Genomic DNA, 23,448 nt, shown 5'->3' on the forward strand with positions numbered 1-23,448 from the left:
CGTTCATTCAGGCAGAGGCCAGTTGAGGAACCTGCTGCTCGGCGACAATGAAATCAATCAGGCAGGCAACGCTGCTGAACGGGCTGACGGTCTGTGACACCGCTTTTTCCGACGTCAACGAAATCTCAATATCCAGCTCGTCGTCCAACCCTTCTTCCACCGCAGCCAGAAAGCTGACCAGTTGCATGGAATCAAACACCCCAGTAGTACCGTAAAGTGCCAACGTATCGATATTTTGCAAATCGATCTTTTCTTTACGCGTGGCATTAACTTCAATCAGGGCTTGATGAATGATCGTAAATATCGCGTCTTTCATAATCGACCTTCTGAATTATCGGAAAACATGAGTCGGGCACGACTAACAAGCCGCACAACAACGAAGCGAGGAAAATCTAACAGGTTCATCTCATCAAAAAAAACTACCAGATCTGGTAGTTTTTTTATCCCTGCACGCTCCGCTAACATCCGTTGCCTATCTGCCAGCACGCTATATAGAGCCCGGTGGCGGCGCATCCTCAACTCTCCGGACAGGTATCCCCATGCTCTTCTTGCAAATCGTTTTTATAATATTAACGGCCAAGGTTGCGGGTGCCTTTCTAAAACGACTAGGGCAACCAGAAGTGGTTGGCGAGATGATCGCCGGGTTTGTATTGGGCCCTTTGGTACTTGGTTTTTTCTTTCCCGACTTCCACCATGCACTATTTAAGGGCGACGCTGTTACACAATTAAAGGTACTCAGCGACCTTGGCATTCTGCTGTTCATGTTCGTCGTCGGAGCCGAATTCCGGATGCCTGAACAGCACACTCCCTACGCCCACGGCAAAGTGTTGCTGATCGCCGGTTGCAGCATTGCCCTGCCCTTCATTCTGGGCGTTGCGATCGCCCCTCTTCTCTACGATACCTTCGCACCTGCCGGCGCCCCCCACCTGGGCTTCAACCTGTTCATTGCCACGCTGTTTTCGGTCACCGCGTTCCCGGTCCTGGCGCGCATTCTGAAGGAGCGACGGATGCTCGACAGTGAGGTCGGTGCGCTCTCGCTGATGGCTGCCGCCGTGAGTGATGTCTGTGCCTGGGTGTTGCTGGCGATCACCGCGATGAGTCTGCAACTGGACCGCCAATGGCAGGAGTTGGCTTTGCGCTTGTGTGGCCTGGTCGCCCTGTGCTGCGCCTCATTCTGGTGCGTGCGTCCCTTATTGAGGCGCTGGATAGCCCACCTTGAGGGCAGGCGTACCTTGACGTTGCTCGCGGTACTTCTGTGCGGCGCGCTGATGTACGGCAGCATCACCGAATGGCTGCAAGTGCATGCAGTGTTCGGTGCTTTTCTGTTCGGCGCGTGCCTGCCGCGAGACCAACGGCTGCTGAACATGCTGGTCGAGCGAGTGGAGCACATCGCGGTCATCGTGCTGATGCCCAGCTTCTTCGCCCTCGCCGGGCTCAACACCACCGCGGCGACGTTTTCGACCGTCGGTGTAAGCCTGCTAGGCCTGGTGTTGCTGGTGGCGATCGTCGGCAAACTATTGGGCGGTGCATTGGGTGCCCGCGTCGCCGGTTATTCGACACCGGTCGCGATGGACATCGGTGTATTGATGAACGCCAGGGGCCTTATGGAACTGGTGGTACTGAAAATCGGCCTGGACCTGGGCATTATCGGCAAAGAACTCTTTACCCTTTTTGTCATCATGACCGTCGTGACCACGGTCATGACCGGTCCCCTGCTCAACCTGCTGCAACGGTTGCGTCACGCTCGCCAAAGGCTGGGCGTGCAATGACTGCCCTCAACATCCCCCGACCCCTCGCGCCCGTTGCGAAAGCACGCAAGCTCAAGCGCATCGGCGTCTTCGTTGCGGCGGCACTGCTGATCGGTGCCGTCGTGATCGTCCTCTATCTCTATGGCAAGCAGCCGCAGCGACAAGGACTGGCCAGCCTGCCTGGACTACAGTCGCCCGTCGAGGTGCGGTTCGATGAGCGTGGCGTACCGCATATCACTGCCGGCAACGAGCCCGACGCATACCGCGCCTTGGGCTACGTACATGCCCAGGACCGGCTGTTCCAGATGGAAATGCTCCGGCGCCTGGCCCGCGGTGAATTGGCTGCCGTACTGGGCAGCAAGTTGCTGCCCACCGACAAACTGTTCCGCACCCTGCGTATCCGTGAACAGGCCGACTGGCAGGTGGCGCACGCCGATCATCAGAGCGCGACCTGGCAGGCGTTGCAGGCGTACCTGGACGGTATCAACGCTTATCAGATGGAAAATCCACGCCCTGTGGAGTTCGACCTGCTCGGTATTGAGAAGAGGCCATTCACCGCCCAGGACGTCTACAGCGTGGTCGGCTACATGGCCTACAGCTTCGCGGCTGCGTTTCGTACCGAACCCCTGCTGACTTACGTCAGGGACACGCTGGGTGCGCCCTACCTGGCCATTTTCGATCGCAGTTGGGATCCCGAAGGCGCCCTTGGGAACCAGGCACTGACCGCCACCGACTGGCAATCGTTGGCGGCCCTGGCGCAGCTCAGCGAACAGGCGTTGAACCATTCCGGACTGCCGCAAATGGAGGGCAGCAACGCCTGGGTCGTCTCGGGCCGGCGCTCGCAAAGCGGCAAGCCGCTGTTGGCCGGTGACCCGCATATCCGTTTTTCCGTACCTTCGGTTTGGTACGAAGCCCACCTCAACGCCCCCGGTTTCGAACTCTACGGCGATTACGAAAGCCTCGTGCCATTCGCCCTGCTGGGGCACAACAACGACTTCGCCTGGACCCTTACCATGTTCCAGAACGATGACATCGACTTGATTGGCGAAACCACCAATCCCGACAACCCCGATGAAGTCTGGTATCAGGGTCGTTGGGTCGCCCTGGAGGAAGAACAGCAGCGTATCGAGGTGCGTGGTGCCGAACCGGTGATGCTGCGCCTGCGCCGTTCCCCCCACGGCCCGATCATCAATGATGCGCTGGGCGACAATGCCCCTGGCCGGCCCATCGCTCTCTGGTGGTCATACCTGGACGGCGACAACCCGGTGGTGGACGCCTTTTATCAGCTCAACCGCGCTGACACGCTGGACAAGGCTCGCACGGCTGCGTCATTGATCAAGGCTCCGGGACTCAACGTGGTGTACGCCAATGCCCAAGGCGACATCGCCTGGTGGGCCGCTGCGCGATTGCCCAGGCGCCCGTCCCAGGTCACCGCGGATTTCATTCTCGACGGCAGCAGCGGCGAGGCCGATAAAGACGGCTACTACCCGTTCAGCGCCAACCCCCATGAAGAAAATCCGGCCAGTGGCTACATCGTCTCCGCCAACGCCCAGCCCGTCTCGCCAGATGGCATGGCGATACCGGGTTATTACAACCTGCCCGACCGAGGTCGACGCCTGACCCGACAACTGGGCCGGGACGATCAGTGGAACATCGAAAAAAGCACCCGACTGCAACTCGACACCCAGACCGACTATGCCCAACGTGTGTTGCAACCGGTGCTGCCGATCCTGCGTGCGACGATTGCCGATCCGCGTCAGCGCCAGTGGCTGGAGGGGCTTGCGCAGTGGCAGGGCGACTACCCGCTGGACTCGATCGATGCCACGCTGTTCACCCAGTTTCACTATGACCTGAGCTATGGCGCCCTGCACGATGAGCTGGGCGATGTGATGTTCCAGAACCTGCTGAGCACCCGCGTAATGGACGCTGCGTTGCCGCGTCTGGTCGCCGAAGAGGACTCGCCCTGGTGGAAGGACAGGACACAACCGGACGTGCAGACACGAGCCGACGTGGTCGTTCGCGCCTGGAACACCAGCATCGCCCATCTGCGGGCCACGCTGGGTGATGACCCGACGCAGTGGAAATGGGGCAACGTGCATCAACTGACGCAGGCGCATCCGCTTGGCAGTCAGAAATGGTTGGCGCCGCTGCTCAACGCTGGCCCTTACCCGGCCCCCGGGAGCCACGAAGTGCCGAACAATTTCTCCGCACCGCTGAGTCCGGCGCCCTGGTCGGTGACCTACGGTCCCTCGACGCGACGGGTCATCGATCTGGCCACGCCGGACAAAGCGCTCGGCATACTCCCAGTGGGCCAGAGCGGCGTTCCGTTCAACAGTCACTATGAGGATCAGGTTCTGCCCTTCATGCGCGGCGAATACCAGGCCTTGCACCTTTCATCGGCGGACGTGGCCCGGCACACCCAAGGTATCCTGACGTTGGCGCCTGCGCCTTAGGCTCTGCATGCCACGCCGCACGTTGGCGTGGCATGCGCTGTCTCGCCCTCGGGACCCGACTGGCGCGTGAACAATTCGGCTTCCGGTTTGCGCCCTACCCCTCCCATCGTTACAGTCGGCTGCTATATTCCACGCCACGGATGGAGCGACACGTGCCTACAGACCTCAAACCGAATCTTCATCGCCTGTCAGTCGTTTCACTGCTGGCTGTCGCCCTGACACTCGCCGCCTGTAAGACACCGTCATCTTCCACCGTCATCCCCACGTTGCCTATCGCCCCGGAAATCGCTTCCGGCTATCGCACCGACCTGCAAACCCAACATGCCTCCAGACACATGGCTGCCGCAGCCAACCCACTGGCAGCCGAAGCCGGGCGGGAGATGTTGCGGCGCGGCGGCTCGGCCATTGATGCGGCGATTGCGATGCAAGCCGTGCTGACGCTGGTGGAGCCGCAATCATCCGGCATCGGTGGCGGCGCGTTCATCGTGCTGTGGGATGGCAAGGCGGTGCGCACTTACGACGGCCGCGAAACCGCGCCGACCGGAGCCACCGAGAAGCTGTTCCTGCAAGCGGATGGCAAACCCATGCCCTTTACTGCTGCACAGATTGGCGGTCGTTCAGTGGGAACACCGGGCGTCATGCGCGCCCTGGAACTGGCTCATCGCAAACACGGCCGTCTCAAATGGGCGACGCTGTTCGAGCCGGCCATTACGCTGGCCGAACAGGGATTCGCGATCTCACCCCGACTGCATTCGATGATCGCCGCCGATCCGTCCCTGCCGGGCTCGCCGGACATGGCGGCCTATTTTCTTAACAGCAATGGCAGCCCTAAAGCAGTCGGCACGCTGCTGAAGAACCCCGCACTGGCCGGCGTGCTCAAACGGATCGCCAATGAGGGCGCCGATGCGTTGTACCAGGGACCGGTGGCCGAGGAGATCGTCGCCAAGGTGCAAGGGCATGCCAACCCGGGCAGCCTTTCATTGAGCGACCTCAAGAGCTACAGCGCTCGGGAGCGCGCGCCGTTATGCACCGACTACAAGCGCTGGCAGGTCTGCGGCATGGCGCCTCCCTCTTCGGGCGGGATCGCCGTGGCGCAGATCCTCGGCACACTGCAAAGCCTGGAACAGCGCGACAGCCATGCGGCCCTCGCGCCCTTGAAGCCACTCAAGACCGATAAACCCGCCGGCCTCGAACCCGCGCCCGAAGCGGTGCACCTGATCGCCGAGGCCGAGCGCCTGGCCTACGCCGACCGCGCCCAATACGTCGCCGACTCGGATTATGTCCCCGTCCCGGTCAAAGGCCTGGTCGACGCCGGTTACCTGGCCAGCCGCGCCGCCCTGATCGGCCCGCGCAGCATGGGCGTCGCCAAGCCGGGCACGCCGCCGGGTGTGCAAGTGGCTTATGCGCCGGACCGTTCGCCGTTGCGCATCTCCACCTCGCAAGTGGTGGCCGTGGATGACCTGGGCGGTGCCGTGTCCATGACCACCACCGTAGAGTCGGCATTTGGTTCACACTTGATGGTCCAGGGCTTCATGCTCAACAACCAGCTGACCGACTTCTCCTTCATTCCCGAAGAGAACGGGCAAAAAGTCGCCAACCGCGTAGAGCCCGGCAAGCGCCCGCGTTCCTCCATGGCGCCGACCCTGATCTTCGATCGCCAAAGCGGCGAACTGCTGGCGACGGTCGGTTCACCGGGTGGTTCGCAAATCATCGAATACGTCGCCAAGTCGGTGATCGGTCTGCTCGACTGGAACCTTGACCCGCAAACCGCTATCAACCTCCCCAACTTCGGCAGCCGCAACGGCCCCACCGAGCTGGAACAAGGGCAGTTCAGCCCGACGCTGATCCAGGCGCTCAAAGATAAAGGCCACGCCGTGAGCGAGATCGATATGACCAGCGGCACCCAGGCAATCGTCCGGGTGCGTGACGCGCAAGGCAAACCCTCACTGGCCGGCGGGGCCGACCCACGGCGTGAAGGTCAAGCGCTGGGCGATTGATCCGGCTCGCCCTGGGGCTGGTAAACCAGCAGGTCCGCAGGCTGGCATTGCAGGTAGCTGCAAATGGCTTCGAGGGTCGCCAGGCGAATGCCCTTGACCTTGCCCTGCTTCAACAGCGAAAGGTTGGCTTCGGTAATGCCGATGGCGGCGGCAAGGTCCTTGGACTTGACCTTGCGCGTCGCCAGCATCACATCAAGTTGGATCACGATAGGCATGGGTATCTCAAACAAAGGTCCGGTTTTCTGAATCCACTTCACTGGCCTGGGACAGGATCCGGGCAATGATCGCGATGCAGGCGGCGAGAAACAAAGCGACGAAGGACGGCGCTGTGATGCTGAGGGTAATCAATCGCTGGCCCACCGGCTCATTGATTGTCACCAGCAGGCTGAGCAGCGGCTCGCACAGGAAATCCAGCAGCACCCACAACGCGACGGCATGGCCCGCCCGGCCCAGGTAGACCGCCGCTTCGCTGGAAAAATACTGGCCACGGGCATAGCGCTTGAACAACTGCCGCAAGTTGGCCAGCCCGACCGCCAGCGCAAGCAACGGGATACTGGTGAGAAGGATCGCGCCCAGGCTCTGCCAACCCGCCAGGCGCAGTGCCCCATCGGACAGGCTCGACAGCTGGCGCTCGGTCAGCGAAAAGCCCAGGCCGTACTCTGATGCAAACCCGGGAAAGAGCCAGGCGGCTGCGTTGATGCCCATCATCGCGACGATGAGAACAAGCGTTACGGCAGCCATGCGCTGGCTGTACAAAGCGAGACGATTCGTGCCCATGTGAGGCTCCAACTGAACGATAGGAGCGCAAAACATAGGCCTGAAATTATCGCAAAACAATAATTAATATGTAAAAGACAATAACAGTTGACTCAAGTCGACAGTTGATTGGCAAACTGACTCACCGCATCCACAACTTTTTTCGCGCCGTCCTGAATCTCCACGATCACCGTTCCCGCCTCGGCTGCCAGGGCAAGGCCCTGTTCAGCCTGGTGCTGGCCGTCAGTCATCAGGGCCACGGCGTTGCGGGCCATGTCCTGGTTCTGGCGGACCACACCGACGATTTCATCCGTCGCCTGGCTGGTACGCGACGCCAGTTGCCGGACTTCATCGGCGACCACCGCAAAGCCGCGCCCCTGCTCACCGGCCCGGGCGGCTTCGATGGCGGCGTTGAGCGCCAGCAGGTTGGTCTGCTCGGCAATGCCGCTGATGGTCTTGACGATGGTGCCGATGACCAGCGATTGCTCGTTCAGCGCCTCGATGCCTTCGCCGGCGGTCTGCATATGCCGGGCGAGGTCGCGCATGACATCCACTGCCTGGGTGACCACCGTGGTTCCGCGCTGGGCGCTGTTATCGGTGTGTATCGAGGTGCTGTAAGCAATGTTGGCCGCTTCGGCAACGGCTTTTTCCTGGTTGACCTGGTCGGTGATGTTGGTGGCGAACTTCACCACTTTATATAGCCGCTCGTTGGCATCGAGTACCGGGTTGTAGGATGCCTCCAGCCACACTTCACGACCGTTGCTGTCGATTCGCTTGAAGCGCCCAGCGACGAACTCGCCGCTGTTCAGGCACTTCCAGAAGTGTTGGTAAGCGGCGCTGTTGTACTCTTCAGGCTCGCAAAACATACGGTGATGCTTGCCCTTGATCTGCGCCAGGCTGTAGCCCATCGCATTGAGGAAGCGATCATTGGCCGTCAGTACGTGCCCGGCCAGGTCGAACTCGATGACCGCCGTCGAACGCACCAGGGCGCCAATGAGATTTTCGTGCTCGCGGGAATTCTCGATCGTGCGGGTCAGGTCGTTGGAGTACATCGAGAAATAGCGAATGCGCCCGTCGGCGTTGCGCACCGGCTGAAGGATCGAACGTAGCCAGGCCTCCTGGCCGTTGCCGCGCATCAAGCGCACGGCCCCGGAAAAATGCTCGCCGCGCGTCAGTGCGGTTTTGAAACGTTGCTGGAATTCGTTGGTTCTCAGGTACGCAGGCACCAGTTCCTCGACTGACCGGCCAATCAAGTCCTGACTCTTGTAGTGCATTTCGTCGAGGAAATTCTGGTTGACCGACTGCACCCGCCCATCGGCGTCCAATGTCAGACCGAGCATTTCGCGGTCCAGGCTTTCTTTTACTTGTACGAGGCTCGACAGTTCCTGGCGAAGAGCCAAAAGCTCCTGCTTCAAGCGAGTATTGAACATGGACATGCTCCGACAGCAGGAGAGTGGTAAGTGGCTGTTCCCTTGCCATCGGCCCGGTCGATTGTTTCTTAAGTGCGCGGTGGGTCCGGCGGGAAATAATCCGATGAGCGTTCGAACCTCGATCCACTACCAGGGTCATTGGGATTGCCCTATCGTGGGCGAGATCGCCGAAGCCGCGCCGTCATCCATACCCATAATCATAAAAATGAGGTAATTGCCGTGACCCCCGACATTGAAGACAGCCGTTCCGCCCGCTTCGCCTTGCGCTGCTCCAGCTTTGCAGAGCGGTGGTTCCCCGACTCCTGGGTCTTCGCCGCGCTGGCAGTGCTGGTGGTCGCCGTGGCGACCCAACTGATCGGCGCAACGCCGACGGCGGCCGCGATGGCGTTCGGCGATGGTTTCTGGAGCCTGATTCCGTTCACCATGCAAATGGCCTTCGTGGTGATCGGCGGCTACGTCGTCGCCAGTTCGCCACCAGCGGTCAAGCTGATCGATCGCTTGGCGCACATTCCAGGCAATGGTCGCAGCGCAGTGGCTTGGGTGGCGCTGATTTCCATGGTCGCGTCATTGCTCAATTGGGGTCTGTCACTGGTGTTCGGCGGTTTGCTGGTGCGCGCCCTCGCCCGGCGTACCGACCTGAAAATGGATTATCGTGCCGCCGGCGCCGCTGCCTACCTGGGCCTGGGCGCGGTGTGGGCCTTGGGGTTGTCCTCGTCGGCCGCGCAATTGCAGGCCAACCCGGCGAGCCTGCCGCCGTCGATCCTGTCGATCACCGGAGTCATTCCTTTTACCCAGACCATTTTTCTCTGGCAGTCGGGGGTCATGCTGCTGGCCCTGATCGTAATCTCCGTGATCATCGCCTATGCCACTGCACCAGGGCCGAACAGCGCCCGGGACGCGACAGCCTGCGGGATCGATCCCAGTTTCAGCATGCCGGCGCTGCAACCGCGCACCCGTCCGGGTGAATGGCTGGAACACAGCCCACTGCTGACCATCGCCCTGGTGTTGCTGGCCGCCGGCTGGCTGTTCCATGAGTTCTCGACCAAGCCTGCGATCAGCGCCATTTCCGGGCTCAATACCTATAACTTCCTGTTCCTGATGCTCGGTGCGCTGCTGCACTGGCGCCCGCGCAGCTTTCTGGATGCCGTGGCCCGAGCCGTACCGACCACCACTGGCGTATTGATCCAGTTCCCACTGTACGGCTCGATCGCCGCGCTGCTGACCACGGTCAAGGGCAGCGACACGCAGACGCTGGCGCACCATATCTCGACCTTTTTCGTACAGATCGCATCCCATGACACCTACGCCTTGTTGATGGGTATCTATTCGGCGGTGCTGGGTTTCTTCATTCCTTCCGGCGGCGGCAAGTGGATCATCGAGGCGCCCTATGTCATGCAGGTCGCCAATGACCTCAACTATCACCTGGGCTGGGCCGTGCAGATCTATAACGCCGCCGAGGCGCTGCCGAACCTGATCAATCCGTTCTATATGCTGCCGCTGCTGGGTGTACTGGGGCTCAAAGCCAGGGATCTGATCGGCTTTTCCTTCGTGCAGCTGTTGGTGCATACGCCCTTGGTCCTGGCGCTGCTGTGGGCGCTGGGAACGACCTTGAGCTATTTGCCGCCCGTGATGCCATAAAGCCATAAAAAAGGGCCGATATTTCCGTCGGCCCACTTTTTCTTCGGCTCAGACTGTTTCAGTATGGATACACCCCTGTTTCGAGGGGGCCACACGCTGAAAAGGAACTGAGCATGTCCAAACTCGCCGTAATGTCTTTTGCCGCGCTGGCCTTCAGTGCCGCCGCCCACGCCGCCGACATTGATGTACAACTGGGCAGCACCGAACGCGTTACCCGCCTCTTCGCCTATCCCAATAATTGCAATGTCATCTGCTATCGCGACTGGACCCTGGAACAGACCGTCGAGCATTACCTGACCCAAAGCGTGCAGCGCGACGGCTACGGCGCAGCCAAGGTCAGCGTCAAGACCGACAACAATATCGTCTACGCCAGCATCAGCGGTGTGCCCAAGAGCTATGGCCAACCGTTGACCGCACTGCTCGATGCCGGAGACCTGGCGTACAACGGTGCGACGAAAATCAACAGCGACAAGAAATGGTCCTACAACTGGTACCTGTTCCTGCCCTTGGGCATGGCCTTGGAAAACCGCAAGAGCGTCGAGCTGCTGCATTTCCCGCCGGACTACTCCTTGACTCAAGCCCAGGACTATCTTGAATCGGCCACCACGGACCGCTGGGCCACGCTGCTGACCGCCAACGGGATTGCCGCCGACCAGACACCGGCCTACCAGACCATCATCGACATCGCCCCGATCGCTGCCCCATCCAATGCCGGCCAGACGCTGGAAGGGCTCTACGATTACTTCAACGATTACCAGACCACCATGGTCAAGCAGGTCACCCAGAGCGCCAGCGGGGCCGCCTTGCCGATGGTGGCGTTCGGAGCACCGGTGCGCAACTGGATCAAGACCCAGTATGGCCAGACTATCGGCGTGCTCGGCCTGGCGACCGTCACACCGGCCGGTGGCGTCAAGGTTCCGGTGCTGGGTTCGAACCACCCGAGTTATATCTGGTACGCAGCGGACAAGACCAACTACGACGGTGACCAAGCCAAGGCCGATGCCGCCGGCTTGAAAGTCATGGGCCAGGACTTGAGCGCCGCCTGCTGGCAGGCGGGCATGGGCAGCAAGCCGGGCACTGATCCGAGCGCCCTGTTGAACCAGTGCACCCAGACATGGCAGGTCACGCAAAAGGAACAGACCTGCGAGCTGTTCTACACGTCGATTCGCAACCTTTCCCCGGCTGACGCGGCGAAAAAGTGCGAAACACCGGCGATCAAGTCGCAACTTCCTCAGTTGAAAGTACCGATGCCGCTGCCTGCCGAAGCGATCTGACCCTGTGGGGCGCTCCCGCGTAAGCCTATGCTCACGCGGGAAAACGCTTCCGGCGCCTGTCAGAGTTGACAGTAGATGGCGCGCTCGACTTGGACGAAGCTAAAAGGGTCAATCACCCACGTTGGCAGGACGCCAACGCCAGCAAGTCGAGTGTCCAGCACCGACAGGGACCGTCATGACCGCTTATGTGACCGATACAACCAGCTCACTGGACCCGGATTGCATCTATCCGGAAACACAACTCAGCACTCGCCTGGGTTATCCGTCTGTCCACGATTTCGAAATATTGCGTGCAGCCAACGGGCGCTGCGTCGGAATCGTTGCCTTGAAAAAATTCGCCGCCATGGAGCGGATGTGCCGGGTCTCCGGTCTGCTGCTGAGCCGACGACGCTCGCATACCGTACAGGTCCTGCCGGACATCCACATGTACGACCCGCGCTTCGCCGGATTGCTTCGCCACTCTTGCAACCCGAACGTGTTCCTGGACATGAGCGAACTGTGGATGTGGGCACTGACCCACATCCACAAAGGCGATTGTCTGACGATGGACTACGCCAGTACCGAACAGAAGTTATACCGGCAGTTCGCTTGCCGGTGCGGCTCATCCAACTGTCATGGCTGGATCACCGGCTATGACGAACCGCCCAATGAACAGGGCATGAAATTCCTGCGGCACTGGCGCCATCGGTGTCACCGCGACTGATCAACCAGACTCAGGGAGCACCGACCGGACGTAGCCGATACTGCGGCGGCAATTGCTCGAAACCGCTGATCGTCGTGTCCAGGCTTTTCCAGCGTCCGTCCTTGATGCCATAGATGCAGCCATGGATCGATAATTTCTGGCCGCGATGCCAGGCGTTCTGGACGATGCTGGTATGGCCGACATTGGCCACCTGCTGGATCACGTTGAGTTCACAGAGGCGGTCGACGCGCTCCTCTTCGGTCGGCAGTTGCGCCAGTGTCTCGCGGTGTTCGTAGTACAGGTCGCGGATCGAGCGCAGCCAGCCGTCGATCAGGCCAAGTTGGCGGTCCTGCATCGACGCACGTACGCCACCGCAACCATAGTGGCCGGTCACCAGGATGTGCTTGACCTTGAGCACGTCCACGGCGTACTGGATCACCGACAGGCAGTTGAGGTCCGTGTGCAACACCACGTTCGCCACGTTACGGTGCACGAACAGGTCGCCCGGCAGCATGCCAACGATCTCGTTGGCCGGCACTCGCGCATCGGAACAGCCGATCCACAGGTATTCCGGGGTTTGCTGGCGAGCCAGCTTGGCGAAGAAGTCAGGATCCTCCTGCTTGATCGCATCGGCCCAGCGCGCGTTGTTATCAATCAGATCTTGTAACTCGTTCATGCTGTCTAGCCCTCGAGAATAGTGCGCAACTTTGACAACGGACCTTCTGTCGAGGTCACTTCGATGACGTCGTTGGAATTCCTGGCAGCGCTGCGGGTCCACCCAGTAAGGTCCACAGTCAGAGGAATTACCATGAATGATTCACGACGTCCCTTCGATGCCACGCAGCCGGAACCCATCGACGACAACGAGGACCGCATGGGCTCGATGCATGAGTTGGAGTTCGACGACGACCAACCGAGTGCGAAAATCGGTGACGAACTCCCGGAAGACGAACGCGAGCAACTGATGCCCCCTGAGCGGGTCCGCGAAGCAGGCCTGACCGGCGCGTCCATGGATGATCGGCAACCGACCGACGACGACCTGAGCCCGGAAACCCTGATCCGCGACGACGGCGCCCGGGATGCCCACGAGGCCGGCGATGACGGACAGGCCGATTGGGACCTGAGTATTGTCGATGAAGACGATATCGGTGGGGGTGACGGGCTGGACGAGGCCGAGATGGCAGATATCGATCCGTTGGACGGCAAGCGCTAGATACCGGCACTCACAGCAAATCCTTTGTGGGAGCGGGCTTGCTCGCGAAGGCGGCGTCAGCTGTTGCAGAGATGCAAACTGACCCACCGCTTTCGCGAGCAAGCCCGCTCCCACAGGGATTGTGCCGGGCAGCGGATTTATGAACGACTATGGATCACTGTGGGAGCGAGCCTGCTCGCGATGACGTCGGCTCAGCCGGCACAGGTCCCGGATCAGTCCACTAAAGTGCAGACCATCACCACCGCATCTTCGCGCCCCCCCACCGCCGGGTAGTAATCGCGCCGCCGGCCGATCTCATTGAAGCCGTAGCGCTCATACAGGCGGAACGCGGTGCGGTTACTGTCACGCACCTCCAGGAAGCATTCCCGGGCCTCGGCCTTGGCGGCAATCGACATCAGGTGCTCCAGCAGGCGCAATCCCAGGCCACGGCCCTGGTTTTCCGGCTTGACGGTGATGTTGAGCAGGTGCGCTTCATCAAGGATGATCTGCACCACGCCATGGCCCACTTGCTGCTGGCCTTCGAACATCAGCCAGATCTGGTACTTGCCCAGCCCGTCGAGAAAGATCCCTCGGGTCCAGGGATGGCTATAGGCCGCGTATTCGATCTTCAGCACAGCGTCGAGGTCCGCCTCGGTCATCGGGCGGAACGATACAGCGTCACTCATTCGATTCTTTCCAACGCGCCATCAGCCGGCGCATGGCTTGCCAGACTTCAGCCTTGTGCTGTGGCGTTTCCATTAACAGTTCCAGGCCCGGCAGCGCCCAGGCCGAGCCCAGGCCTTCGATTTGTAGTTCGCGATTGAACGCTTCGGCATCCGCCTCGCCGGCGAACTTCACCGCTGGCAGGCCGATCAGCCACAGGCAGACACAGGGCTCGTCTTCGAGCCGCGCCGAGACAAAACCCTGGACGAAATCCCGTGCCGCCTCCGGCCCCTGGTCCATCGTGCCACGGGACAACAGCGGCCAACGCACCGGCTCGCCGACGATCTGCGGGCTGTCCGGCAGGCCGGCGGCGCGCAGCATGTCCTTGAGCAACAGATAGGCTGGATCGCGGCTCTGGAACGGCTCGCCAGTGGGCAGTTCCACCAACAGCAGGCAACGCCCGGCGCGCAGCAGTTGCAGGGCGAAACGCGGCGGCGGGACGTGGGCGACCTTGACCGGAGCCGGTGCCGGCTCGGCCTCTTCCACCGGTTTGGCGTTGGTCCGGGTCGAGGCCAGGCTTGGCCGCGGCACTTCGATTTTCGGCCGCTCGGGCACAGGCGCCGACGGCTCGGCGACGGTCCGGGCCAGCGGTACAGCCGGAGTCGGGACGGCCTCCACCGGCTCGGGTGTCACCAGCAACTCGGGCCGCGACGGGGCGGCGAACGGCAATTCGGTGCGCGGCAGCCAGTTGACCACCTGCATGGCGGTCAGATAGGCGCGGCGACGGGACTCGATAAGCAAGGGTCGGCCACTTGTGGATAACTGAAAGTGGCAGGGATTCTACCGCCCTTCGACGCGAACCGCTGCCCTGTCTAGCCGATAGTTGATCGATACGCGACGACAGTCCGTCTCGGGGGTGAATCGCAAGCGGTCCGATGCAGTACAATCGCCGCTTTTAATTGCAACCCGACGGCCATTGCGATGATCGAACCCAAGCGCGTCTTGCGCGCCCTCGCTGAACACTGGGCATTGCTGGAACCTTTGTGCGAGCACTTCGACCAAGGCACCCTGAGCCTCAACGAATTGCGTTCACAATTGGCCGCCCAACAACTGGACAGCACGCCTCAGGACATCACCAACCTGCTGGACGTGTGGATCCGCCTGGACATCCTCGTGCCGGTGGCGAAAAGCCCGAACCGCTTCGAACTCAATGCCCAGATCCATGACTTCCTCGCCTACCTGCGCCGCGAACACCGCCTGGGCCTGTGCCTGGAGATCGAAGCCTACCTGCGTCACCTGGAGCGCCTGGCCGGCTATATCCAGGACGCCTTCGACGTGCGCGACGGCAACGACCTGGCCCGTCAGTTGCGCCTGCTGGACATGCGCGTGCGGGACGTGCTCAAGAAGCTCGCCAATGACGAGCAGGCGTTGGTGGCCGTGGCTGAACGGGCCAAGACCAGTGATCGGCAGATCCCCCTGCGTCAACGCTACGCCGAGGTCCTGGCGACCTGGGACGAATATGTCGAACCGATGATCCAGCTGGTGAACGCCGACGGTGCATTCGAGCAAGGCGTGCGCAAGGTCGAAAACGTGCTGTTGCGCATGCTCACCGAACAGCAGCGCCTGGGTCATCTCGTCGACGATGACATGCTGCTGCGCACTCACGCCCGCATCCTAGAAATGCAGACCAGCGCCCAGCTCACCCTGCGCCATGCCCGTGAACTGCTGCTGCCGCTGCGTGAAGAAGCGCGCCGCCATAACGCCGTGACCCGTGGCGCCGCCCTGGCGTTGGCGGCGATCCGCCGCAAAGGCATCGATGCCGTGCCGCAAGCCGCCATGCCACTGTTCACCCGCCCACAGAGCACGTTCCTGGGCAGCGCCAGTCAGGTCGAGGCCTATGTCTACGCCCTGGCCCGTTTCGAACCGAAACCGGCACGCTTCCCCAAGTCCCACAAAACCCACAAGGGCGGCGATGCCCCACGGGCGCCGCGCACCGTGCGCGAGATGGTCGAGCGTTGCGAAGACGCGCTGCCGATGCCGGACCTGATGACCTGGCTGCTGGAACAGGAGCCGGACGGCGCGACCGACGAATTGCTGTACTGGTTCTCGCGCCTGTCGCGGGAAAAACGCTTCAAGCGCGAGCGTCTGGAGCGCCGCGACTACCACACACACGAGCATCAGGTCAGCCTGCGCTCCTTCGCCCTGCTCTCGGCCCGCGACAGCGCCGCCGAGGATTCTGCGAGCATCCCAAATGCATCTTGATCTATCCGAACTGTCCCAGCTGGCGCCGATCTTTCGCGAGCTGTTCAAGGGCTACCACGTCAGCCGCCGCGACCCGGAGCTGTACGCGCAACTGTCGAACTTCCAGGATCAGTACCGCACGCTGTTCAAGGCCCTGGGCTTCGAGCTGGTGTGCGATACCCGTGGCTTCTACTATTTCGTACCGGACCTGGCCGCCGCCGCGGTGAACAAGACCGCCCAGCGCCTGGCCCTGTTCACCTTCATCCTCGTCGAACATCTGGCCGACCAGGGCCGCGACCCGATCGCCGTGCTTGACGGTGGCAGCCTGGGCCGTGACGAACTGCCGTCGCTGCTCGAAAAGTACCGCGACCTGTTCATCCAGGCCGAAGTACAGACCCAGGAAGAGCTGGAAGAAAAAATCATGCGCCGCATGACCCAACTGGGCTTCGCCAGCGAAGACAACGGCGTGTACCGCTTCCTGCCGCCGATGCACCGCTTCCTCGACGTCTGCCTGTCGGTCCAGCAGGACCGCGACCTGGCGGCCAGCGTGCACAGCGTGCTGCCGTTGCCGGCACCGGTACTGATCGATGAAGACAGCGACGAGAAGCTGCTGCAAACCGACGATCCGCTCGACCTGGCGCCGTTTGAAGACGAAAGCGAAGAAGACGCACTGGCCCGCGCCATTGCCGAAGAACAGGAGACCGACGCATGAGCAAGGACCGCTATGGCATCCGCCGCTTTGCCCTTTTGAACACTGCCGGCTACAGCCTCGGCCTGTTTCCGCTGGAAGAACCGCTGTCGGTGTACGGCGCGAACAACCTCGGTAAATCCGCGTCGATCAACGCCTTGCAGTTCCCGATCCTGGCGCGCATGTCGGACATGAGCTTCGGCAAGTACAGCCTGGAACAGTCCCGGCGGTTCTACTTTGCCTCGGACACCAGTTATATCCTGGTGGAAGTCGCCCTGCCCCACGGCCCGCACGTGATCGGCGTGGTCGGTCGCGGCCCGGGCGGTGGTTTCGGTCACCAGTTCTTTGCCTACGCCGGCAAACTGGATCTGGCGCATTATCAGAAAGATGACACTTGCCTGCGCCAGAAAGAATTGTTCACGAACCTGGAGCGAGAAGGCCTCAAGGCCTATGAGCTCAAGCCCGATGAACTGCGACGCCTGCTGGTGGGTGGCCACACCTCGATCCCGCTGGACCTGACGCTGATCCCGCTGCGCTCCACCAGCGAACAAAGCCTCAAGACCTTCCGTGCGCTGTTCATCAACCTGCTGCACATGCGCGAAATCACCGCGGCCAAGCTCAAGCAACTGTTCCTCGATGCCTTCGAGCACAGCCTGCGTTCCGGCAGCGTGGACTACATCGCCGCGTGCGAAGAAGCCTTCCGCGACGTACGACGCATGGAGCAGGACTACAACTCCCTGGTCGCGGCCGGTCCGCTGGTGGAAGCCCTGGCCAACGGCGTGAAGCAGCGCGATATCCTGCGCGGCAAGTTGCACCGCCTGTCGCCGTTGCTCGACTCGCTGCTGGGCACCTGGTCGGACTACGCCAGTGCGCGCAAGGAAGAGCTGACCATCCAGGCCGAACACTATCGCAATGAGCAGGATTCGCTGCAGAACGACCAGCGTGGCGGCACCCAGGAGTTGATGCGCCTGGAGCGGGAAATCACCGGCATCCAGCGCTGGCTCGGCGAGCTGTCGGTGCTCAAGCACCGCTTCGCCCTGGTGGATGACGTCAAGGTCTTGGAGCAGCAACTGCTCGCCGCCAAGGACGCCCACGACGAACTGGCCGGCGCCCTGGCCCAGTCCCGGCAGTTCAGCGCCGAAGACCTGGAAGAGCGTCTGCGGGATCTGGAAAAACGCCTGAAGTCGGTCAAGCAGCAACTCGATCACGCCGACAACAACAGTTACGCACGGCTGCGGGAAGAATTCTCACAGCAGGATGTCGAGCGTCTGATGCGCCTGTTCAACAGCGCTCTGTTCAGCCTGCCGCTGGGCGAGCATGGCATTGCGCTGGACGAGAACGGTGATTGGGTCAAATCGGTGGAGCTGATCCTCGACGGCTTCAAGGGCGAGCGTTTCGAAGTGCCTGGCCTGTCCATCGACCTGTCTCACATTGAACCACCCGCCCTGCAGGCCCTGGCTGACCGCGCCGCCTTGCGAGACCAGAAGGAACGCCTGGAAAAAGAGCTCAAGCAGCTCAAGACCCAGCAGGCCGTGGCCGCCGATCGCGCTGCCAGCAAGACCCAGACCGAGGCGCTGTACCAGCAAGTCCTGGACGCGCAGAAAGCCCTCGAAGATTTCCGTCGCACCCAGACCCTGAGCGCCGAGGAAGGCGAGAAGCTCGAGCAACTGGCGCAGATGGAAGCGGCCCAGGACGAACTCAAGCGCTCCAGCGACGCCTTCACCGAGCGCGTCCAGCAGTTGTCCGCCAAGTTGCAGCTGGTGGGCCGACAGATCGCCGACATGGAGGCCAAGCAGCGCACCCTCGACGATGCCCTGCGCCGTCGCCAACTGTTGCCGGCGGACCTGCCGTTCGGCACGCCGTTCATGGACCCGGTCGACGACTCCATGGACAACCTGTTGCCGCTGCTCAACGACTATCAGGACAGCTGGCAAGGCCTGTTGCGCATCGACGGCCAGATCGAAGCGCTGTACGCCCAGGTGCGTCTCAAAGGCGTGGCCAAGTTCGACAGCGAAGACGATATGGAGCGGCGCCTGCAACTGCTGATCAACGCCTATGCCCACCGGACCGACGAAGCCCTGACCCTGGGCAAGGCACGCCGTGCGGCCGTCACCGACATCGCCCGGACGCTGCGTAACATCCGCAGCGACTACGACAGCCTCGAACATCAACTGGCGCTGTTCAACCGCGAGATCAACAAGCGCCAGGTGTCCAACCTGCAGAGCTTCCGCATCGTCCTGGCGCCGAACAAGGAAGCGCTCAAGCACATCGACCAGATCATCCACAGCGCCGGCCAGTATGAGGAAGGCGAGACCCTGTCGGTGTTCGACCTCAGCCAGAGCGCCGAGCAGGACAACAAGAACGAAGAGGCTAAGGAATACCTGGCGCGGCTAGTGGCGGCGAACCACAACCAGCTCGGTCTCAAGGACCTGTTCGAACTGGCGTTCGAGATCACCAAGGTCAACGGTCAGCCGGTGATCCACACCGACATCGACGGCGCGGCATCCAACGGCACTACCATGACCATCAAGGCGCTGACCAACATGTATCTGTTGCTGCACTTGATGGACCGCGAACAGGCCGGCCGCGTGCGTCTGCCGTACTACCTGGACGAAGCGGCGGACATCGACGAGAAGAATCAGGCCGCGTTGCTGGAAACCAGCTTGCAACTGGGCTTCGTGCCGATCCTCGCCAGCGTCAAGCCGCAGGTCTGCGCCAGTGTTGCCATCGACCTGGAAGGCGGCAGCGGTCCGAGCGGGATCTACATCGACGAAGCGGACTGGAAATACATCCGTCGTCACGATGCGGTGAAAGCCACGGTGAATGTACAGGCCGATGAACCGGAGCTGGACCCGGTGTAAGGTGAAAAGCCGAGCATGAGAAAGGCCGCGATCCAGATGGATCGCGGCCTTTTTCATTACACATCACTCGTGGCGAGGGAGCTTGCTTCCGCTCGGCTGCGCAGCAATCGTAGGCTTCAGGGCCGCTCCGCGCCCTGCGGGAGCAAGCTCCCTCGCCACGAATGCTACTTATCGATCTTGATCTTCGGCGCCCAGGTCAGCCATTCATCCTCGAATTTATCGAACAGCGGGAACGTCTGTTCCGGTCGTGCCGGATTGCCCATCTTTTCGCCATCCGGCGTCGCAAACGCAATACCGCCCTGGATCAAGGTCTCAAGCGATTCGGTCCGCACCGTCGCCCCCTTGAACAGGCCGAAGTCCAGGCCGAAACCGCTGCTGTTCCAGAATCGCGTGCCGCTACGTACCAATGGTGCGTACTTGGGCTCGATCAGGATATGGATTAGCACGCGGTCCGCCGTCTGGCCCAATTCATAGCCGGTGACCTTGCCCACGGTGATTTCACGATAGGTTACTGGCACGCCGATCTTCAACGAACCACGGCGGGCCGCGCTCAGAACCAGGCTCAGGCCGGCTTCAGGTACCGTACTCTGCGGTGGATTGTCCAGGGCCACAAAATTTTTCTGCGGCCCGAGGTTCTTCGCCGAAGGCTGCACTTCAATGTACTGGCCCGTGACCAAGGTCTCCAGATTGGAGGTCTTCATCAGGCCCAATTCCGGCTTGACCACCCAGAACTGCGAACCGACCCGGGCGATGCGCTCCGGCACCTCGGTGATACGTGCCGTGACCTGTACCGATTGCATGTCGGCGCTCAGATCCACATCCTCGACCTTGCCCACATCTAGCCCTTTGAAGCGGATCGGCGTACCGCTGCGCAAGCCGTCGGCGCGGTCGACCTTGATCGTCACCACGGTGCCACGCTGTTGCGCAGCTTCGCGATCCTCGAACAAGCGGAACCTCGGAATGCGCCGTTTCAGCGGCACATTCGGCTCCGGCGTTTCGAAGGCGATACCGCCGGCCATCAGGCTCTGCAGGGATTCGCTCTTGACCTGGATCCCGCCCGTCAAGCCGCCCGTCAGGGTAATGCCACTGGCATTCCAGAAGCGTGTCGAGCCATTCACCAGTCCTTCGTATTCCTTCTCGATGTGCACGCCAATGATCAGCTGTTTTTTCTTGCGAGAGAACTGATAGCTTTGCACCGACCCGACCTTGACCTGCTTGTAGAGAATCGGGCTGCCGACTTCCAGCGATCCAAGGTTTTCAGTGAGCAGGACCAGGTGCAGCCCCGGGGAACGCAGGTCCAGCGGGGGCGCCTTGGCCCTGGCTTCGAATTCCCGTTGCGGCGCACTGCCCTTGTCACCCGGGCGCACAGCGATGTAGTTGCCCTTGACCAAGGCTTCCAGGCCGGTGATGCCGGCCAGGGAAATCGATGGCTTGACGACCCAGAACTGCGTGCCTGTCACCAGATAGTCCTCAGCGAGCGGGTCCATCGTCAGCTCGGCAGTGGCACTGGACAGGTCCGGGTCGACCTTGAGGGTTTTCAGGCTACCGACCTGGATGCCTTTGTACATCACCGGGGTACGACCGGCCTGCAAGCCTTCGAAGTCGCTGAGCTTGACCTTCACGCGGATGCCGGCAGCCGCTGCATCGAAGTCTTCATAAAGACGAAACGGCAGGCTGGGGTCCGTCGGCGGGCTGTCCTTGCGGCTCTCCGGCGTGGCAAACGCAATGCCACCGGCCACGATACTGGCGAGCGATTCACTGCGCACTTTGACGCCCGACAGGTTGGCGTCGATGCTGATGCCGCTGGCATTCCAGAAGCGCGTGTGTTTGCGCACCAGGCTGGCGTAGGTCGGTTCGATGAAGACCTTGATCTCGACCGTGCTCTGGTCCTCGGACAGGGTGTAGCTTTTCACCTGACCGACCTGGATCTGCTTGTAGAACACCGGACTGCCGCGGTCCAGTGACCCCAGGCGATCCGCCTTGATGGTCAGGTGCAATCCCGGCTTGGCGTCCGACAGCGGCGGTTCCTCGGCCAGCGCCTTGAACTTGCGGGTCGACTCCCCTTCCCCCGGGCTGATCGCCACATAGTTGCCCGAAACCAGGGTCTCCAGGCCGGTGATCCCGGCCAACGAGACGCTAGGCTTGACCAACCAGAAACGGGTACCGGTCTTTAGGTACTGCTCGACGTCCTTGTTCATCTCGACGGTGGCGATCACCCCTTTGGTGTTACCTTCGTCATCGAGCGTCAGGTTCTTCACCTTGCCGACAGTCATGCCCTTGTAGACAATTTCAGTCTTGTTGACCTGAATGCCTTCGCCGCTTTCAAAGCGCACACTGATTTCTATTCCGGTGTCGTTATAAGCCCGCCAGCCGAGCCAACCGCCGATGATCAAGGCAATCAGCGGCAGGACCCAGATGGCCGACCAGTTCGAAGCCGGTCGGATTTTAGCGGTAGGCAAATCAGTCATGGTCGTTATCCGACTCCGTGTTATCCCAAATCAGTCGGGGATCAAAGGTTACTGCGGCAATCATCGTCAAAATCACTACGCTGGCAAAAGCAATCGAACCGAGCCCGGCTTCGACACTGGCGAGCCGGCCAAAATTCACCACGGCCACAAGAATGGCAATCACGAAAATATCCAGCATCGACCAGCGACCGATGAACTCGATGAAACGGTACATGAGGATGCGCTGACGCGCCGTCATCGGCTGGTGCCGCTGCACGGAGAACAGCAACAAGGCAATGCCCACCAGCTTGAAGGTGGGCACCAGGATGCTGGCGATGAACACAACGGCGGCGATAGGAATCATGCCGTGGTGTACCAACTCGATGACGCCGGCCATGATGGTGCTCGGGGCGCCCTGGCCTAGCGAATTGATAGTCATGATCGGCAGCAGGTTGGCCGGGATATACAGAATCGCGGCGGTGAGCAACAGCGCCCAGGTCCGCATCAAGCTGTTCGGGCGACGGGGATGAATCCGTGCGCCACAGCGAGTACAGGTCTGACGGTCGAGCTGGGGATCCTGTCGATTCAGCTCATGGCATTCGGTACAGATCAGAATGCCTGCATCAATCGCCCTCATGGGCATCCTCTCCTGATAACGCCTGCCAGATCTGATGCGGTGACATCACCACTTCGAGCCAGACCTGGATCAGCAGCAAACTGACGAAGCAGAGCAGGCCAAGACCTATCGTGATGGAAGCCATGTCGGCCAACTTGACGATGGCCACCAGCACGCCCATGAAGTACACCTCGAGCATGCCCCAGTCTCGCAGATGGTGATAAATGCGATACAGCAACAAACCGTAGCTACGACCGATGCCCAAGCGGATAGTCAGCAGCACAGCCAACTGACAAAGCAGTTTGAGCAGCGGGACGCCCATACTGCATAGGAAAACCACGACCGCCACACCTTGCATACCCGTGTCGAACAGACCGACCACGCCGCTCCACACGGTGTCTTGGGAAGACTGTCCGAGTAAATGGAGTTGCATGATGGGTAAAAAGTTGGCCGGTATGTATAACAACAAAGCGGCAATAACCAAGGCAAGACTGCGGTCGACCACGTTGTGTCGATGGGCATAGAGCTCGTACCCACAGCGAGGGCATTCGGCTTTCTCGCCGCGGGCCAGGTGGGGCTTGCGCATCAATAGGTCGCATTCATGACATGCCACCAGATCGTCCAGGGGTAGATCTGACAACCTATCAACGTCTGACGGATCGGGCATATAGCGCTCTGGCTCAGCTAAGGTGGGGCTATTCTAGTGCTCCGGCTCGAAAATAAGTGTGCAAATTTGTCACGAGCTTTCGCATGTTTTATGGC

General features: G+C 61.1%; 20 protein-coding genes and 1 pseudogene. 10 read left to right on the forward strand and 11 right to left on the reverse strand.

The features are described from left to right. Nucleotides 1-7 precede the first annotated feature (7 nt). Entirely contained in the window at nt 8-316 is a 309-nt protein-coding gene (locus ACLEJR_RS08715) for a hypothetical protein (protein ID WP_440791596.1), read from the reverse strand. Between the two features lie 223 nt (nt 317-539). Between ACLEJR_RS08715 and ACLEJR_RS08720 the strand changes: the two genes are divergently transcribed. The 3 genes from ACLEJR_RS08720 (at nt 540) to ggt (ending at nt 6,198) form a co-directional block, all read left to right on the forward strand. After that, nucleotides 540-1,769 carry a cation:proton antiporter gene (locus ACLEJR_RS08720; RefSeq protein ID WP_440813323.1) on the forward strand — a complete coding sequence of 410 codons (1,230 nt, stop codon included), beginning with the start codon at nt 540-542 and terminating at the stop codon, nt 1,767-1,769. Next, nucleotides 1,766-4,201: a penicillin acylase family protein gene (locus ACLEJR_RS08725; RefSeq protein WP_440813325.1), complete on the forward strand. Its 2,436-nt coding sequence runs from the start codon at nt 1,766-1,768 to the stop codon at nt 4,199-4,201. The genes ACLEJR_RS08720 and ACLEJR_RS08725 overlap by 4 nt, the downstream gene beginning before the upstream one ends. 140 nt (nt 4,202-4,341) lie before the next feature. Beyond that, entirely contained in the window at nt 4,342-6,198 is a 1,857-nt protein-coding gene (gene ggt, locus ACLEJR_RS08730) for a gamma-glutamyltransferase (RefSeq protein WP_440813345.1), read from the forward strand. On the opposite strand, the gene ACLEJR_RS08735 is transcribed toward ggt, so the two are convergent. From ACLEJR_RS08735 to ACLEJR_RS08750, 4 genes and pseudogenes are all read right to left on the reverse strand, one after another. After that, a complete protein-coding gene (locus ACLEJR_RS08735; RefSeq protein ID WP_245140415.1) occupies nt 6,180-6,413 on the reverse strand; it encodes a helix-turn-helix domain-containing protein in 234 nt (77 codons plus the stop codon). The genes ggt and ACLEJR_RS08735 overlap by 19 nt on opposite strands. 7 nt (nt 6,414-6,420) lie before the next feature. Continuing rightward, on the reverse strand, nt 6,421-6,975 hold the full coding sequence (locus ACLEJR_RS08740; protein WP_440813327.1) for a DUF2975 domain-containing protein: 555 nt from the start codon (nt 6,973-6,975) through the stop codon (nt 6,421-6,423). 92 nt (nt 6,976-7,067) lie between these two features. After that, a complete protein-coding gene (locus ACLEJR_RS08745; protein ID WP_373685103.1) occupies nt 7,068-7,499 on the reverse strand; it encodes a methyl-accepting chemotaxis protein in 432 nt (143 codons plus the stop codon). Nucleotides 7,500-7,607: 108 nt separating this feature from the next. Then, nucleotides 7,608-8,390, reverse strand: a pseudogene (locus ACLEJR_RS08750) (PAS domain-containing protein); the annotation flags it as partial. A 213-nt stretch (nt 8,391-8,603) separates the two neighbouring features. On the opposite strand from ACLEJR_RS08750, the gene ACLEJR_RS08755 reads away from it, so the two are divergent. From ACLEJR_RS08755 to ACLEJR_RS08765, 3 genes are all read left to right on the forward strand, one after another. Next, the gene (locus ACLEJR_RS08755; protein ID WP_440813329.1) at nt 8,604-10,022 is read left to right on the forward strand and encodes a short-chain fatty acid transporter; all 1,419 of its coding nucleotides are present in this window, start codon (nt 8,604-8,606) and stop codon (nt 10,020-10,022) included. A gap of 113 nt (nt 10,023-10,135) precedes the next feature. Then, nucleotides 10,136-11,296 carry a hypothetical protein gene (locus tag ACLEJR_RS08760; RefSeq protein ID WP_440813331.1) on the forward strand — a complete coding sequence of 387 codons (1,161 nt, stop codon included), beginning with the start codon at nt 10,136-10,138 and terminating at the stop codon, nt 11,294-11,296. Nucleotides 11,297-11,471: 175 nt separating this feature from the next. Then, nucleotides 11,472-11,999 (forward strand): SET domain-containing protein-lysine N-methyltransferase, encoded by a 528-nt coding sequence (locus ACLEJR_RS08765; protein ID WP_440791608.1) that lies wholly within the window; start codon nt 11,472-11,474, stop codon nt 11,997-11,999. A gap of 10 nt (nt 12,000-12,009) precedes the next feature. Here the strand turns inward: ACLEJR_RS08765 and can are convergent, their stop codons facing one another. Next, on the reverse strand, nt 12,010-12,654 hold the full coding sequence (can, locus tag ACLEJR_RS08770; RefSeq protein WP_042729252.1) for a carbonate dehydratase: 645 nt from the start codon (nt 12,652-12,654) through the stop codon (nt 12,010-12,012). A gap of 132 nt (nt 12,655-12,786) precedes the next feature. Between can and ACLEJR_RS08775 the strand changes: the two genes are divergently transcribed. Further along, nucleotides 12,787-13,191: a serine kinase/phosphatase gene (locus tag ACLEJR_RS08775; RefSeq protein ID WP_440791611.1), complete on the forward strand. Its 405-nt coding sequence runs from the start codon at nt 12,787-12,789 to the stop codon at nt 13,189-13,191. A 212-nt stretch (nt 13,192-13,403) separates the two neighbouring features. Here the strand turns inward: ACLEJR_RS08775 and rimI are convergent, their stop codons facing one another. Further along, nucleotides 13,404-13,856, reverse strand: a complete 453-nt coding sequence (rimI, locus tag ACLEJR_RS08780) for a ribosomal protein S18-alanine N-acetyltransferase (protein ID WP_440791613.1) — start codon at nt 13,854-13,856, stop codon at nt 13,404-13,406. Further along, on the reverse strand, nt 13,849-14,634 hold the full coding sequence (locus tag ACLEJR_RS08785) for an energy transducer TonB (RefSeq protein WP_440791615.1): 786 nt from the start codon (nt 14,632-14,634) through the stop codon (nt 13,849-13,851). The genes rimI and ACLEJR_RS08785 overlap by 8 nt, the downstream gene beginning before the upstream one ends. 180 nt (nt 14,635-14,814) lie before the next feature. On the opposite strand from ACLEJR_RS08785, the gene mksB reads away from it, so the two are divergent. Genes mksB through mksF form a run of 3 tightly spaced genes read left to right on the forward strand, consistent with a single transcriptional unit; the run spans nt 14,815 to nt 19,623 of the window. Further along, a complete protein-coding gene (gene mksB / locus ACLEJR_RS08790) occupies nt 14,815-16,095 on the forward strand; it encodes an Mks condensin complex protein MksB (protein ID WP_440791617.1) in 1,281 nt (426 codons plus the stop codon). Next, complete coding sequence (gene mksE / locus ACLEJR_RS08795; protein WP_024778194.1) at nt 16,085-16,786, forward strand: Mks condensin complex protein MksE; 702 nt, start codon at nt 16,085-16,087, stop codon at nt 16,784-16,786. The genes mksB and mksE overlap by 11 nt, the downstream gene beginning before the upstream one ends. Beyond that, nucleotides 16,783-19,623, forward strand: a complete 2,841-nt coding sequence (gene mksF, locus ACLEJR_RS08800; RefSeq protein WP_440791619.1) for an Mks condensin complex protein MksF — start codon at nt 16,783-16,785, stop codon at nt 19,621-19,623. Before mksE ends, mksF begins: the two co-directional genes overlap by 4 nt. Before the next feature lie 164 nt (nt 19,624-19,787). Here the strand turns inward: mksF and ACLEJR_RS08805 are convergent, their stop codons facing one another. From ACLEJR_RS08805 to ACLEJR_RS08815, 3 genes are read right to left on the reverse strand one after another with little or no spacing between them, the layout of a single operon-like run. Then, nucleotides 19,788-22,091, reverse strand: a complete 2,304-nt coding sequence (locus tag ACLEJR_RS08805; RefSeq protein WP_440791621.1) for an MlaD family protein — start codon at nt 22,089-22,091, stop codon at nt 19,788-19,790. After that, nucleotides 22,084-22,707 (reverse strand): paraquat-inducible protein A, encoded by a 624-nt coding sequence (locus ACLEJR_RS08810; RefSeq protein WP_440791623.1) that lies wholly within the window; start codon nt 22,705-22,707, stop codon nt 22,084-22,086. Before ACLEJR_RS08810 ends, ACLEJR_RS08805 begins: the two co-directional genes overlap by 8 nt. Continuing rightward, the gene (locus ACLEJR_RS08815; RefSeq protein ID WP_440813334.1) at nt 22,694-23,353 is read right to left on the reverse strand and encodes a paraquat-inducible protein A; all 660 of its coding nucleotides are present in this window, start codon (nt 23,351-23,353) and stop codon (nt 22,694-22,696) included. The genes ACLEJR_RS08810 and ACLEJR_RS08815 overlap by 14 nt, the downstream gene beginning before the upstream one ends. Between the last annotated feature and the right edge of the window lie 95 nt (nt 23,354-23,448).

It is taken from the genome of Pseudomonas sp. SMN5, assembly GCF_052041925.1.
Lineage (GTDB): Bacteria > Pseudomonadota > Gammaproteobacteria > Pseudomonadales > Pseudomonadaceae > Aquipseudomonas.

Excerpts from the sequence above, each read along its gene's own strand:
- ACLEJR_RS08760 (WP_440813331.1), top strand. The coding sequence starts at position 10,136 with ATGTCCAAACTCGCCGTAATGTCTTTTGCCGCGCTGGCCTTCAGTGCC.
- rimI (WP_440791613.1), bottom strand. The coding sequence starts at position 13,856 with ATGAGTGACGCTGTATCGTTCCGCCCGATGACCGAGGCGGACCTCGAC.
- mksB (WP_440791617.1), top strand. The coding sequence starts at position 14,815 with ATGATCGAACCCAAGCGCGTCTTGCGCGCCCTCGCTGAACACTGGGCA.
- ACLEJR_RS08720 (WP_440813323.1), top strand. The coding sequence starts at position 540 with ATGCTCTTCTTGCAAATCGTTTTTATAATATTAACGGCCAAGGTTGCG.
- ACLEJR_RS08775 (WP_440791611.1), top strand. The coding sequence starts at position 12,787 with ATGAATGATTCACGACGTCCCTTCGATGCCACGCAGCCGGAACCCATC.
- mksF (WP_440791619.1), top strand. The coding sequence starts at position 16,783 with ATGAGCAAGGACCGCTATGGCATCCGCCGCTTTGCCCTTTTGAACACT.
- ACLEJR_RS08765 (WP_440791608.1), top strand. The coding sequence starts at position 11,472 with ATGACCGCTTATGTGACCGATACAACCAGCTCACTGGACCCGGATTGC.
- ACLEJR_RS08725 (WP_440813325.1), top strand. The coding sequence starts at position 1,766 with ATGACTGCCCTCAACATCCCCCGACCCCTCGCGCCCGTTGCGAAAGCA.
- ACLEJR_RS08715 (WP_440791596.1), bottom strand. The coding sequence starts at position 316 with ATGAAAGACGCGATATTTACGATCATTCATCAAGCCCTGATTGAAGTT.
- ACLEJR_RS08735 (WP_245140415.1), bottom strand. The coding sequence starts at position 6,413 with ATGCCTATCGTGATCCAACTTGATGTGATGCTGGCGACGCGCAAGGTC.
- can (WP_042729252.1), bottom strand. The coding sequence starts at position 12,654 with ATGAACGAGTTACAAGATCTGATTGATAACAACGCGCGCTGGGCCGAT.
- ACLEJR_RS08740 (WP_440813327.1), bottom strand. The coding sequence starts at position 6,975 with ATGGGCACGAATCGTCTCGCTTTGTACAGCCAGCGCATGGCTGCCGTA.
- ggt (WP_440813345.1), top strand. The coding sequence starts at position 4,342 with ATGGAGCGACACGTGCCTACAGACCTCAAACCGAATCTTCATCGCCTG.
- ACLEJR_RS08805 (WP_440791621.1), bottom strand. The coding sequence starts at position 22,091 with ATGACTGATTTGCCTACCGCTAAAATCCGACCGGCTTCGAACTGGTCG.
- ACLEJR_RS08745 (WP_373685103.1), bottom strand. The coding sequence starts at position 7,499 with ATGCGCGACCTCGCCCGGCATATGCAGACCGCCGGCGAAGGCATCGAG.
- ACLEJR_RS08815 (WP_440813334.1), bottom strand. The coding sequence starts at position 23,353 with ATGCCCGATCCGTCAGACGTTGATAGGTTGTCAGATCTACCCCTGGAC.
- ACLEJR_RS08810 (WP_440791623.1), bottom strand. The coding sequence starts at position 22,707 with ATGAGGGCGATTGATGCAGGCATTCTGATCTGTACCGAATGCCATGAG.
- mksE (WP_024778194.1), top strand. The coding sequence starts at position 16,085 with ATGCATCTTGATCTATCCGAACTGTCCCAGCTGGCGCCGATCTTTCGC.